The sequence below is a fragment of the Tissierella sp. QWL-11 genome (assembly GCF_058683765.1).
Map to the genome: position 1 here is coordinate 2,260,858 of NZ_CM178750.1, position 13,751 is coordinate 2,274,608.

General features: G+C 31.6%; 12 protein-coding genes and 1 other annotated feature. Of the genes, 1 reads left to right on the forward strand and 11 read right to left on the reverse strand.

The annotated features are described in order from the left end of the window. Nucleotides 1–12 precede the first annotated feature (12 nt). From thyX to AC4PG3_RS11345, 9 genes are all read right to left on the reverse strand, one after another. Nucleotides 13–774 (reverse strand): FAD-dependent thymidylate synthase, encoded by a 762-nt coding sequence (gene thyX / locus AC4PG3_RS11305; RefSeq protein WP_492196731.1) that lies wholly within the window; start codon nt 772–774, stop codon nt 13–15. Next, nucleotides 771–1,208, reverse strand: a complete 438-nt coding sequence (locus AC4PG3_RS11310; protein WP_492196732.1) for a Mini-ribonuclease 3 — start codon at nt 1,206–1,208, stop codon at nt 771–773. Before AC4PG3_RS11310 ends, thyX begins: the two co-directional genes overlap by 4 nt. Before the next feature lie 2 nt (nt 1,209–1,210). Then, nucleotides 1,211–2,608: a cysteine--tRNA ligase gene (gene cysS, locus AC4PG3_RS11315; protein ID WP_492196733.1), complete on the reverse strand. Its 1,398-nt coding sequence runs from the start codon at nt 2,606–2,608 to the stop codon at nt 1,211–1,213. A 49-nt stretch (nt 2,609–2,657) separates the two neighbouring features. After that, nucleotides 2,658–2,864, reverse strand: a binding site (T-box leader). Nucleotides 2,865–2,910: 46 nt separating this feature from the next. Continuing rightward, complete coding sequence (gene gltX, locus AC4PG3_RS11320; protein ID WP_492196734.1) at nt 2,911–4,392, reverse strand: glutamate--tRNA ligase; 1,482 nt, start codon at nt 4,390–4,392, stop codon at nt 2,911–2,913. 2 nt (nt 4,393–4,394) lie between these two features. Then, the gene (locus AC4PG3_RS11325) at nt 4,395–6,134 is read right to left on the reverse strand and encodes a proline--tRNA ligase (protein WP_492196735.1); all 1,740 of its coding nucleotides are present in this window, start codon (nt 6,132–6,134) and stop codon (nt 4,395–4,397) included. Nucleotides 6,135–6,171: 37 nt separating this feature from the next. Next, entirely contained in the window at nt 6,172–6,645 is a 474-nt protein-coding gene (gene ispF / locus AC4PG3_RS11330; RefSeq protein ID WP_492196736.1) for a 2-C-methyl-D-erythritol 2,4-cyclodiphosphate synthase, read from the reverse strand. A 4-nt stretch (nt 6,646–6,649) separates the two neighbouring features. Next, nucleotides 6,650–7,387, reverse strand: coding sequence for a 2-C-methyl-D-erythritol 4-phosphate cytidylyltransferase (ispD, locus tag AC4PG3_RS11335; RefSeq protein WP_492196737.1), 738 nt, complete (start codon nt 7,385–7,387; stop codon nt 6,650–6,652). Between the two features lie 97 nt (nt 7,388–7,484). Then, nucleotides 7,485–8,588 carry a PIN/TRAM domain-containing protein gene (locus tag AC4PG3_RS11340; RefSeq protein WP_492196738.1) on the reverse strand — a complete coding sequence of 368 codons (1,104 nt, stop codon included), beginning with the start codon at nt 8,586–8,588 and terminating at the stop codon, nt 7,485–7,487. Nucleotides 8,589–8,699: 111 nt separating this feature from the next. After that, the gene (locus AC4PG3_RS11345; RefSeq protein ID WP_492196739.1) at nt 8,700–9,212 is read right to left on the reverse strand and encodes a CarD family transcriptional regulator; all 513 of its coding nucleotides are present in this window, start codon (nt 9,210–9,212) and stop codon (nt 8,700–8,702) included. 194 nt (nt 9,213–9,406) lie between these two features. On the opposite strand from AC4PG3_RS11345, the gene AC4PG3_RS11350 reads away from it, so the two are divergent. Next, nucleotides 9,407–9,823: a nucleoside triphosphate pyrophosphohydrolase family protein gene (locus tag AC4PG3_RS11350; protein ID WP_492196740.1), complete on the forward strand. Its 417-nt coding sequence runs from the start codon at nt 9,407–9,409 to the stop codon at nt 9,821–9,823. Nucleotides 9,824–9,870: 47 nt separating this feature from the next. Here the strand turns inward: AC4PG3_RS11350 and radA are convergent, their stop codons facing one another. Further along, entirely contained in the window at nt 9,871–11,244 is a 1,374-nt protein-coding gene (gene radA / locus AC4PG3_RS11355) for a DNA repair protein RadA (RefSeq protein ID WP_492196741.1), read from the reverse strand. A 70-nt stretch (nt 11,245–11,314) separates the two neighbouring features. Then, the gene (locus tag AC4PG3_RS11360) at nt 11,315–13,750 is read right to left on the reverse strand and encodes an ATP-dependent Clp protease ATP-binding subunit (RefSeq protein WP_492196742.1); all 2,436 of its coding nucleotides are present in this window, start codon (nt 13,748–13,750) and stop codon (nt 11,315–11,317) included. Nucleotide 13,751: the final 1 nt, after the last annotated feature.

Here is a 13,751-nt window from a genome sequence, read left to right on the forward strand (position 1 = left end):
TTACACCTCTTTTCATATTTGGTTAAAATAATCTCTTACCTTTTCTATTTTTCCACATGTCATTTTACCTTCTGGGCAAGGTCCCTTTATGCATCCAGGACCTACATTTTTAAATAATACAGGGTATACAGCCTTTACTTCTTTTAACATTTCAATAGCTAATTCTCTTATTTCCCATTGAGCTCTATTGCAAGTTCTAAGCTTAAAAAAGTTTATTAAACTTCTAGCGTTCATAGTAAATACTAGTTTTGTCTCACAGGCATTAGGAAATACATATCTTGCATCTTCTATAGCTTTTTTACTTGCCTGTTTTTCAGCTTGACTTTGACTTTTACCCTCTTCTAAATAAGTTTTAAGATGCTTTTCAAATAGTATATCACTTATCTCATCATAATATTTTTGATCTTCTTCCATTGCCTTTAAAAATAAAGCCTTAGCCTTCTCATCTTCTTCTATACTAGGAGGTACTATATATTCAAATTGCTCTAACTTAACATATCGCTGGGATTGCTGAGAATAACTTCCTATTCTGTGTCTTACAAGTTGATGAGATAGTGTCCTTGATACTCCTTCTACTCCAAAAGTAAAACTTATGTGTTCAATTGGACTTTCATGATTTAATTTCATTAACATATTTAAAAAAGCATCTATATTTTCTTCTTGAAGGTCTTTTTCAATTTCATCTATCCCCACAGGTGAATAGCAAAGCTTCGCTGCAGAAGCAATCATCTTTTCTCCATCTTGTGTATATCTTAAAAGTTTCACTTTTTTCATCTTTCCAACTCCTGGTCTCTATCTAAATTTATAATATTATTAAATATACAGTTTATCCTTTCATACTCTCTCTTAAGATATAAAAATCCTATTAAAGCTTCAAAGCCTGTTGCATATTTATAATCTATGAGATCTGCATTTTTAGAGCTAGTATGAGATTTAGCATTTCTACCTTTTTTAACTATATTTCTTTCCTTTTCTGTAAGGATATCTTTAATAGAATTTATTATATCTGATTGAGCTTTAGCTCTTACATATTTAGTCGCTAGCTTATGAAGCTTGTTTACAGAAATATCCCTACTAAGCAAATATGTTCTAACTAAAAGCTCATATACTGCATCCCCTATATATGCAAGTTGAAGAGGAGATAACATAAGTATATCCTCTTCATTTAAATTGCTGTTTATTTCTCTAAAAATATTTCTTTCTTCCATAATCACACTCTTTTCCACTTTACTCCATCTGAGGTATCCTCTAACACTATACCTTTTTCCTTTAATTCATCTCTTATTTTATCTGCAAGCTGAAAATCTTTATCCTTTCTAGCTTGAGTTCTATCTGCTATTAATTGCTTTATTTCATCTTCTAATATTTCTTCTTTTCTCTTCAAAATACCTAGGACATCTGTAAGCTCAAGCAATATACTATATGCTTTTTCTATTAGAGTTTTATTTGTATCTTTGTTTAAATTTGAATTAGAGTATTTTATTAGTTCAAATATTGATGAAACTGCATCTGCTGTATTTAGATCATCTTCCATAGCCTTTATAAAATGTTCTTTGAATTTTTCTATATCATTTAATATTTCTTCATCCTGTTTATTCAATGGAGATTCTTTTGATATCTCTAATAGATATTCTAAATTCTTTTTACCATTATATATTCTTTCAAGTCCATTTTCAATATGATTCATAACTTCTCTACTAAAGTTTATTGGAGATCTATAATGAGAAGACAAAAGGAAAAATCTCAAAACTTCTAAATCATACTCTTCTTTTACATCTTTTATGGTAAAGAAATTCCCTTCAGATTTTGACATTTTTTTATTATCTACAGTTATCATCCCATTATGCAACCAGTAATTTGCAAATGGTTTTTCTGTTAGAGTTTCTGATTGAGCTATCTCATTTTCATGATGAGGAAACTGTAAATCTTCTCCTCCCGAATGAATATCTATTGTCTCTCCAAGAATAGATTTTGCCATGACTGAACATTCTATATGCCATCCCGGTCTACCTTCTCCCCAAGGACTTGCCCACGAAGGTTCATTTTCCTTAGCCTTTTTCCATAAAGCAAAATCCATAGGATTTTCTTTTTCTTCATTTATCTCTATTCTTGCTCCACTTCTTAATTCATCTATATTTTTTTTAGAAAGTTTCCCGTAATCCTTTGCCTTTTCTATATTAAAATATACATTACCATCTACTTCATAAGCTGCATTTTTATCTATTAGACCTTGAATAAATTCAATCATCTTTGATATATACTCTGTAGCCCTTGGATGTATAGTCTTATATCCATAAAAATTAAGTTCTGTAGCTACTTCCTTAAAAGCATCTATATATTCCTCAGCTATTGCCTTTGCAGTAGTATCCTCTTCATTTGCCCTATTAATTATTTTGTCATCTATGTCAGTAAAGTTTACTACAAATTTCACATCATAACCCTTATAGATAAAAAACCTTCTCAGTGTATCAAATACAACTAAAGGCCTAGCATTTCCTACATGAATGTGATTATATACTGTAGGTCCACAATTATACATACTCACCTGACCTTCTCTAACAGGTTTAAATTCTTCTTTTTTCCTAGTCAAACTGTTGTATAGTTTCATACTTATACCCTCCTTAATTTTTTATATTAAAAAATCGTCTCTATATAAATATAGAGACGATTAAAACCGCGGTTCCACTCTAATAGACTCAAAGTCCACTTATTAGCAAATAACGATGCTAGCCGATATGTCCTAATAATTCAGACAATAGTTCAAAGGTGCACTTGGGCTTTATAATTACTTAGGACTCTTTTCAGCCGGTGGGAGTCCCTCTCTAAAAGATTATAAAACTTACTCTCCTTATCAAAACTTTTATATAGTTCTATTCTACAGGATAAGTGACATAATTACAACTATTATCCCTACAAGTATTTCTCTTCTATATAATCTATTCTATTTAATATATTTTCTTTTCCTAATAGATATATGATTTTAGCAAATTCTGGTCCATGTAAACTACCAGTAAGAGCAACCCTAGTAGGCATAAAAAGATTTTTCCCCTTAATTCCTGTCTTCTTTTGAATAGTTTTCATAAATTTATTTGCATATTCTTCATCTATTTCATCGATACTTCCAAGTTCTTCTTTTATTGCCTCTAGAAGACTTGGAGTAGTCTCAACTTTTAACATCTCTAAAGCCTTTTCATCTTCTACTTTAACTTGGTTTTCAAACATAAACTCTACATGCTCTGTTATTTCTGAGATATATGATAATCCCTCTCTAACTGAATCTACTAAAATCTCTAACCATTGTCTATTTTCTTTAGAGAACTCCTCATCTATAAGGTTCGCCTCTATTAAATAAGGTATAGATAAATCTGTAATTCTCTCTAAAGAACTAGATCTAATATAATGTCCATTTACCCAGTCTAGTTTGTCTTTATCAAAAATTCCTCCTGTATTTGATACTCTTTCAAAGGAAAATTTCTCTATCATATCTTCTAAAGTCAATATTTCTTCATTATCTTCTGGACTCCAACCTACTAAAGCAAGGTAATTAACTAAACCTTCAGGAAGATATCCCTTGTTTTTAAAATCATCTACAGAAACATCCCCTTGTCTCTTACTTAGTTTTTTTCTATCTTTATTTAACACAGTTGGAAGATGAACATATATAGGTTTTTCCCATCCAAATACCTCATACATATATACATGTTTTGGAGTAGATGATAGCCATTCTTCCCCTCTAACTATATGTGTAATCTTCATCAAGTGATCATCAATTACAACTGCTAGATGATAGGTAGGAAATCCATCTGATTTCAAAAGAACTTGGTCATCTATATCAGATGTATTTATACTTATATCTCCCCTTACAAGATCGTGAAACTTTATATCTTTATTGTGAGGAAGTTTCAATCTTACTACATAATCTTCACCATTTTCAATTCTCTTTTTAGCCTCTTCTAAGGAAACGCTTTTGCATAGTCCATCATATTTTGGAACTAAACCCTTTATCTTTTGTTCTTCTCTTAAATTGTCAAGTCTTTCTTTAGAACAAAAGCAATAATAGGCATGCCCCTTTTCTATCAATTCATCTACATACTTTCTATAGATATCTAGTCTTTCACTTTGAATATATGGTCCATATTCTCCTTTTTGAACTATCTGGTGATCCTTGACAAACACACCTTCATCATATTCTATTCCTGACCAATGCAAACTGTCAATTAAATTTTCAATAGCTCCTTCTACAAATCTAGTTTGATCTGTATCTTCTATCCTAAGTATAAACTTCCCATTATTAGCCTTTGCAAATAAATAATTATATAAAGCTGTTCTAAGTCCTCCTATATGAAGATATCCTGTAGGACTTGGAGCAAATCTTAATCTTACTTCACCCATATTTACACCTCCAAATTTATTTCATCATAGAACTTGTCTATTTCTTTTTTCACCATATCATAAACTTCTTCTTCATTTATTTCTTGTTTTTCTCCATCTTTTCTAAGAGAGTATTCAACTTTGTTCTCAATTGCCATTTTGCCTACAGTTATCTGTATAGGTATACCTATTAAATCTCTATCCTTAAATTTAACTCCTGCTCTTTCTTTTCTATCATCTATTAAAACTTCAATTCCTTTATTTTTAAGATCTTGATAAATTTTTTCTGATAAGTTCATTTGAGTTTCATCTTTGATATTTATAACAGTTATTATAACTTCATAAGGAGCAGTATTTATAGGCCAGATGATACCCTTTTCATCATGATATTCTTCTATAATAGCTGAAACAGATCTTGTTATCCCAATTCCATAAGAACCCATTACAAAGGGTTTTTCTTTGCCATTTTCATCTAGAAATTTAGCTCCTATCCCTTCAGAGTACTTAGTTCCAAGTTGGAATATGTTTCCTACTTCAATTCCTCTATCCATTAAAAGACTATCTCCGCATTTGGGGCATATATCATCTTCTCTAACCATTAGTAGGTCATCTACTATTTCACCATCAAAATCTCTTTTATAATTGGCATTTTTAAAGTGATAATCTGTTTGATTCCCTCCAACTATTAGATTTTTCATCTCTTTTATTCTAGAGTCGATTATTAGCCTTGTCCCCTTCTTCAATCCTATAGGGCCTGTGAAGCCTTTGTTTGCTCCACTTATTTCTAATATATCACTTTCTTCTGCCATATCTACTTCATGAGATGAAACTTTTAAGTAATTAAATAATTTTGTTTCATTTAATTCTCTATCTCCAGGAATTATAACTACTACATTTTCCTCATTATTAACTTTATATATTATAGCTTTTGCAAATCTATCCTTGTCTATGCCAAAAAACTCTACTAAATCGTCTATAGTCTTAGCTCCAGGAGTATGAACTTTCTCTAATTCTAACTCTTGAGCATCTTTATTATCTACTCTATAAACTACCTTCGCCTTCTCATCTGTAGCAGCATAGTCACAAGTCTTACAATGGGCAATTAATCCTTCTCCCACATCTGACATAGCCATAAACTCATGGGAAACTCTACCTCCCATTGCTCCAGTATCTCCTTGTACAACTTTATAATTTAATCTAAGCCTAGTAAAGACATTGTCATAAGCTTTCCACATTATATTATAAGCTTTTTCCATAGACTTTTCATCTACATCAAAGCTATATGCATCTTTCATTATGAACTCTCTACCTCTCATCAGCCCAAATCTAGGACGCTTTTCATCCCTATATTTTGTCTGAATTTGATATAGATTAAGAGGTAATTGCTTATAGGAGTTCACTTCATTTTTAATAAGATTTGTAAAGTACTCTTCATGAGTAGGCCCTAGGCAAAACTCTCTATCATTTCTATCCTTTAATTTCCACATCTCCGGACCAAAATTTTCCCATCTACCTGTAGCTTCCCATAACTCTCTAGGTTGAATTGCAGACATAAGTAATTCTTGAGAGCCTGCTTTATCCATTTCTTGTCTAGCTATTTCCTCAACCTTTCTTACAACTCTATATCCAAGGGGTAAATATGAATAAACTCCACTAACTAATCTTCTAATCATACCCGCTCTTAATAATAGCTGATGACTTGGTATTTCTGCTTCAGAAGGATTTTCCTTCAATGTAGGCATGTATAAATTTGACATTCTCATATAATCACTCCACTCTATCTATTTACAAAAGAAAAGACTACATTTGTTTTAAAAGACAAACACTATAGGAGGAAATACCTTCCTTTCTTCCTTCAAAACCTAGTTCTTCTGTTGTTGTAGCCTTTATATTTATATTTTTAATATCTGTATTTAGTATTTTAGCTATATTCCCTCTCATCTCTTCAATATAAGGGGCTAATTTCGGAGATTGAGCTGCTATTGTAGCATCTATATTCCCTATTTCATATGAAGATGTTTCCATGATTTCTTTTACTCTTCCAAGTAATAGTGTACTATCTATATCCTTATATTCCTCTTCAGTATCTGGAAAGTGTTTGCCAATATCTCCTAGAGCTAAAGCCCCTAAAATGCTATCCATAATTGAATGAATTAATACATCAGCATCACTATGCCCTAATAGTCCTCTGCCATAGGAGATTTTCACACCTCCCAGTATCAGATCTCGTCCTTTTACCAGCTTATGCACATCATATCCAAATCCAATTCTCATATTATCACCTACTTTCAAATATAAAGCTCTTTTTATAAATATAGTCCCTATCCTTAAAAAGAGATTCAGCTATGATTAAATCTTCTGGAGTTGTAATTTTAATATTATCATAACTTCCCATTATCATCTTTACATCATGACCTATCTTCTCCACCAAGGAACTATCGTCTGTGCCAACTATAGACTCATTTATAGCATGCTCGTATCCTTTTTTTATCAAATTCTTCCAAAAACACTGGGGAGTTTGAGCTGACCATAACAAACTTCTTTTAGGTGTATGGTGTACTTTGTCCTCATCTTCTACTACCTTTATAGTATCTTTAACAGGAACTCCTATTACGCAGGCACCATATTTCACTACACCTCTTATGCCCTTTTCTATATCTTCTACCTTTATAAAAGGCCTTGCTCCATCATGGGTTAATACTATATCAGTACTTTCATTTAAGGCGAGAAGTCCATTGTATATAGAACGCTGTCTTTCTTTGCCACCTCTAACTATATTGTTTACTTTTTTAAATTTATATTTTTTTACTATCTCTTTTCTGCAATATTCTATTTCTTCTTCTTTAGAAACCAATATTATTTCATCTACAAATTTACATTTTTCAAATTTTTCTATAGTATGAACTAATATGGGTTTGTTATCTATGGCTATAAATTGTTTATTGATTTTACTTCCCATTCTATTACTCATTCCTGCTGCAGCAATAATCACAGAAACATAGTGATTTTTATACATCAGTTTCACCTCTCATTTTATTATTATAGCATAATGTATGAATAATAAAACAACAACTTTAAAAATCCTTTAAAAACAAATAAGACCCCTAGGGGTCTTATACTGCTTTATCCATCATAGATTTAGGCTTCGCAAATATCATTCTTCCAGCTGAAGTTTGTAATACACTAGTCACAATCACATGTATTGTCTGACCTATAAATTTCTTTCCTGATTCTACAACTATCATAGTTCCATCATCTAAATAAGCCAATCCTTGACCAGATTCTTTACCATCTTTTACAACTTCCACTACCATCTCTTCTCCTGGTAGCACTACAGGTTTCACAGCATTTGCCAATTCATTTATGTTTAATACAGGAATCGCTTGGACTGCAGCGACTTTATTTAAATTATAATCATTTGTAATTATCTTTCCATTTAAAAGCTGAGTTAATTTTAAAAGCTTTGCATCTACTTCAGGTATATCCTCAAATTTTTTATCGTGAATAATTATTTCAATATCTAATTCTTTTTGAATTATACTAAGTATATCAAGGCCTCTTCTACCTCTATTTCTCTTCAAACCATCAGAAGAATCTGCTATATGTTGTAATTCTCCTAGTACAAACTCAGGTATTACCAACGGCCCCTCTATAAATCCAGTTTTACAGATATCAGCTATTCTGCCATCTATTATCACACTTGTATCTAGTATCTTTGGACAGGATTTATATACTATATCCTTCTTTTCTTTAAAATTCTTTTTACTATTACCTATGCTCGATATGGCCTTTGTAATATCTTCTCTTTTAGTAGTTGAAACTCTTATTCCTAAATAGCCAAATATCCCAAATAATCCAACCGACATAATCGTTCCTAAATATGGTATATCAAGGTTATAAACAGGCTGACTTATAAGATATGCTATTAAAAGCCCAACTATGAGCCCTATAGATCCTAAAACCATATCATAAGTTGGAATTTTTTGTAATTCATTTTCCATAAGTCCTACTACATTTCTGCCCTTCGCCATAATTTTAGGAGATAGTAAAAAGAAAATAATTCCAAATATTAAAGAAAAACCTAAACGAATGGCTAAAGGAATCCAGCCCACACTTGAAATATCAATTATCTCTAAAGATTCAAATAAAGCAACTAAACCAAAGCCCACAAGTCCACCAAGTAATCCTATAACTGTTCTCATTATTTTATCTATCAATATCTCACCTCCTATATATATTTATTACCATATATATAAAATATATAACAAGGTGTATAAATAATCAAAAATTATTTTTGATTGTTTAATATCCTCTTTAAGTTCTTAATCTTATTTTATCTCTTCATCTGTTTCTTCTTCTATAATTGTATTTACAGCCTTCTCTACTGCTTCTTCTGCCTCCTCAACAGTATAATCACAAACTAATACTATTTCTGATATAAGCATTTGTTTGGCATCATTTAACATCTTTCTTTCCCCAGTAGATAGACCTTTTTCTATATCTAGTAGCATAAGATTTCTAACTACAGCAGCTATCTCATATATATCTCCAGATTTTATTTTATCCATATTTATTCTGTATCTTCTATTCCAGTTCTTAGGCATTTTAGATTTATTGCCTTCAAGTATATGGATAATTTCATTCATTTCATCTACACTAATGATTTCCCTAACTCCAACATCTTCTAAGTTTCCTACAGGTACCATCACTTTCATATCGCCTATAGGCATTCTCATTATAAAATATTTTCTCTTTTCGCCTAATATTTCTTTTTCTTCAATATTATCAATTGTTCCTGCACCATGCATAGGATATACGATTTTATCTCCAATATTAAACATTTTACAACCTCCTTATAAAAGTGTCCCATATTATTATACACCAATACATAGCTGTTGTAAAGCTTACATTTTATCACAGGTTATTTAGCAATGTCAACTCTTTTTTTTATTTAAATAATTTTAAACCATTTGACAACTCCTTGTCCATAAAAGTATAATGAAATCATAAGAAAAACTTTGACAGGGAGGAAGTTATGGACAAAATAAATGAAACCTATACAGAGACGAATATGTGCAGAGATTTCCAGGACCAAGTATCTAAATTTTTAGTTAGACATAAAAGCATATTAGATATAATGACAAAGACTGAAGAATACAACTCTAGGATAAATAGAGCCTTAGCAAAATCTATTACTACTTGTGGATGCGTATCTATAAATGGTAAAAAACAAGATTTTAATGCAGAATCTTATGATCAGATAATAAACAAAGTAAGCACCCACTTAGAGGGTAAGATATGTGACAGCTGTAAAGATGTCTTGGAGGAGGAAATTGGAAATTACCTATTCTATCTTACTGCATTTTGTAATACTCTAGACTTAGATCTTCATGATATTTTAGAAAAAGAATACAAAAGAAACGAAACTCTAGGGATATTTAGCTTAAAATAAAAAAAGCCTAACTCAGGAACTAAACTTTTAGTCCATGAGTTAGGCTTTTAATAAAAGCAATGATTTATCACATCTTTTAACGTCTTCAATTTAACTATGTTTAGATTTTTAAATTCTATATTTTTTAAACTTCCAGGTGCTATATATGCAGTCTTAAATCCCATCCTATCCACTTCTCTAAGTCTTGATTCTAAGGAAGGCACCCTTTTTAGCTCCCCAGTCAATCCTATATCAGATATGAATACAGTGTCACTTGGTATCCCTTTTTGAAACACCGAAGAAGCAATACTCATTATTGCAGCTAAGTTTGAAGCTTGCTCCTTTAATTTTATCCCACCAGTAGTCTTTATGACTACATTTTTATCAAATAACTTTATTTCTCCCCTTTCTTCCAATATAGATACTAGTGTGTTTAAATGTTCTCTCTTTATACATTCTCCTATTCTTGATGGATATGGAGTAAAGGAATGAGATACTAGGGATTCAATCTCCAGTATAATAGGTCTTGTCCCTTCTCTTACTACAGTTATTGCACTGCCTGAAACTAGCTCGTCTTCTCTTTGGGTCATAAAATATTCAGATGGATTATCTATGGAAATCATTCCCTCTTCAGTCATATTAAAAAATCCCATTTCTCCTGTTGATCCATAACGATTTTTTGTCGTCAAAAGAGTTCTAAGTTCTTCTCCACTTTCTCCTTCAATTATTAAAACTGTATCAACTAAATGCTCAAGGGCACGCACCCCTGCAAGTTCATCATCTTTTGTCATTTGCCCTACTACAAACACTGCTCTAGGTCTGCCTGGATTTTTTGCAGCTTTTACAAGTTCATGGGCACATTCCATAGTCTGAGTTGGAGATCCTGCTCGTGAGTTAGCAAATTCTTCTAGGGTAAAAGTTTGAATACTATCAATTATTATAACATCTGGATCTATTTCTTCTATAAACTCTAATACATTATCCAAGCTATTATCAGAAATCACCCATAGATTTGAATCTATATTCTTTATAATTCTGTCTGCCCTTGATTTTATCTGAGATTCTGACTCTTCTCCCGATGCATATAATACTTTATAACTATTAGCTGCAAGTTCATTTGCAACTTGTAGTAAAAGAGTAGATTTACCTGCACCTGGTTTTGCAGATAAAATTGTAACACTATCTCTTACTATTCCCCCACCCATAACTCTATTAAATTCTTTCAATTCGGTTACTATTCTATTACTATTTTGAGACTTAACCTCTTTAAGCCTTAATATATTCTTTTTTTTCACCTTTGTAGAATGAGATTTAGATCCTTTCTTATTAGATATAACTGTCTCAACTAATGTATTCCAAGAATCACATTCTGGACATTTTCCCATATAACCTACAGATTCATAATTGCAATTACTACAAATATAGACAGTCTTTTTCTTCATATGTTTCTCCTTTATGTAAGGCCATTAAAAGATAAAACTTCTCTTTAAATCTCTTTTAATGGCCCTTTTCTTATTCTTTATTAAATACTAATTTCTCATCTTCATAGTCTATAACTATTTTATCTTCTTTAGACAAATTTCCCCTTAGAATTTCTTCTGCCAATTGATCTTCTATCATCTTTCTTATGGCTCTTTCTAAAGGCCTTGCTCCATACACAGCATCAAAACCCTGTTTACTGATATGTTCTTTGGTCTTCTCAGTAACATGAATATTTATATCTAGTTTTTCCATTCTCTTTTCTAAATCTATTATCATTATATCTACTATTTCTTTTATTTGTTCTTCTTTTAAAGAATGGAATACTATTACATCATCTAGCCTATTTAGAAACTCTGGTCTGAAAGTTTTCTTTAAATCTTCAGTAATAGTCTCTTTCATTTTATCATATTCAGATTTGTTTACATCATCTTTAGAGGCTGAAAAACCTAATACATTTTGTTTTCTAATGGAGGTTGCACCAACATTTGAAGTCATTATGATAACAGTATTTTTAAAGTTTACTGTTCTTCCTTTAGAATCTGTAAGCCTTCCATCATCTAAAATTTGTAATAACATATTAAATACATCTGGATGAGCCTTTTCAATTTCGTCAAATAAAATTACAGAGTAAGGCTTTCTTCTAACTGCTTCAGTTAATTGTCCACCTTCATCATACCCCACATATCCTGGAGGAGAACCTACTAATCTAGATACAGAGTGCTTTTCCATATATTCACTCATATCTATTCTAATCATAGAGTCTTCATCACCAAAAAGTGAACTTGATAAAGCTTTAGCTAGATGGGTCTTACCTACTCCTGTAGGCCCTACAAATATAAAACTACCTATAGGCTTGTTTGGATCTTTTAGTCCTACTCTAGCCCTTCTCACAGAGTTAGAAACAGCATCTACTGCTTGTTCTTGTCCTACTACCTTTTTATGAAGTTCATCTTCCAAAGATAATAATCTTTGTGATTCTTCAGTAGTCATACGACTTACAGGAACTCCCGTCCAGTCTGAGACTATCTTTGCAATTTCTTCATATCCTACTACCATATTAGTTGTCTGTTTTCTTTTTTGCCATTGTATCTTATTATCAGATAGTTCTTTTTTTATTTTCCCCTCTTCATCTCTTATACTTGCTGCCTTTTCATAGTTTTGACTATTAATTGCTTCCTCTTTTTCATGTTGAAGCTCTTCTAATCTTTCTTCCAATGTCTTTAATTCATTAGGAGCTACATATGCATTTACTCTAATCATAGAAGCAGCTTCATCTATTAAATCAATAGCCTTATCTGGTAAAAATCTATCTGTTATATATCTGTGGGATAACTCTGCTGCTGCCCTTATAGATTCATCCGTAATCTTTACCCTATGATGAGCTTCATATTTATCTCTTAAACCTTCTAATATCTTTATGGTATCTTCTACATTTGGTTCTTCTACTACAATAGGCTGTAATCTTCTCTCAAAGGCAGAATCTTTTTCTATATTTTTTCTATATTCTTCTATAGTGGTTGCCCCAATCATTCGAAGTTCTCCGCGAGCTAATACAGGTTTTAATATGTTCGAAGCATCTATGGCTCCTTCAGCTGCTCCAGCTCCTATAATAGTATGAATTTCATCAATGAACAAAATAATATCTCCAGCTTCTTTTAATTCATTCATAGTAGATTTAAGTCTTTCTTCAAATTCGCCTCTGTACTTAGCTCCTGCTATCATCCCAGGAAGGTCTAATGTAACTATTTTCTTATCTTTTATAATTTCAGGAATATCTCCCTCTATTATCCTTTGAGCAAGACCTTCAGCTATTGCTGTTTTCCCTACCCCTGGTTCTCCAATTAAAACTGGATTATTTTTAGTCCTTCTACTTAAAACTTGAATTACCCTTTCAATTTCTTTCTTTCTTCCTATTACAGGATCTATTTTTCCTTCTTCTGCAAGTTTATTTAAATTCACACTATATTTTTCTAGATTTTTAGTACCTGGATTTTTCTTGACTTCTCCGCTCTGAGAATTTTTATTAGTATTATCAGTAATCTTTTCTACTATTTTCTTAGCCAATTGATTTAGATCAACCCCAAGTTGTTCTAATATGACAATTGCCACTCCCTCACCTTCTGCCAATAATCCTAGAAGCAAATGCTCTGTACTCACATAATTATGACCTAATTCCCTAGCTTGCATGAAGCTAAGTTCAAATATCCTTTTAGTCCTAGGAGTAAATCCTAATATATCAGAAGCACTCTCACCTTCACCTATGACTTTTAAAACTTGATTTTCAGTTTTTTCTAAACTTACTCCCATTTCTTTTAAACTTTTAGCTCCAACACCTGTATCCTCTGCTATTATTCCCAAAAGAAGATGCTCTGTACCTACATAATTGTGTTTTAGTTTTTTTGCCTTTTCTTGAGCTAATACAATGGCTCTTTGGGCTTTCTCTGTAAACCTTCCAAACATAGCCATA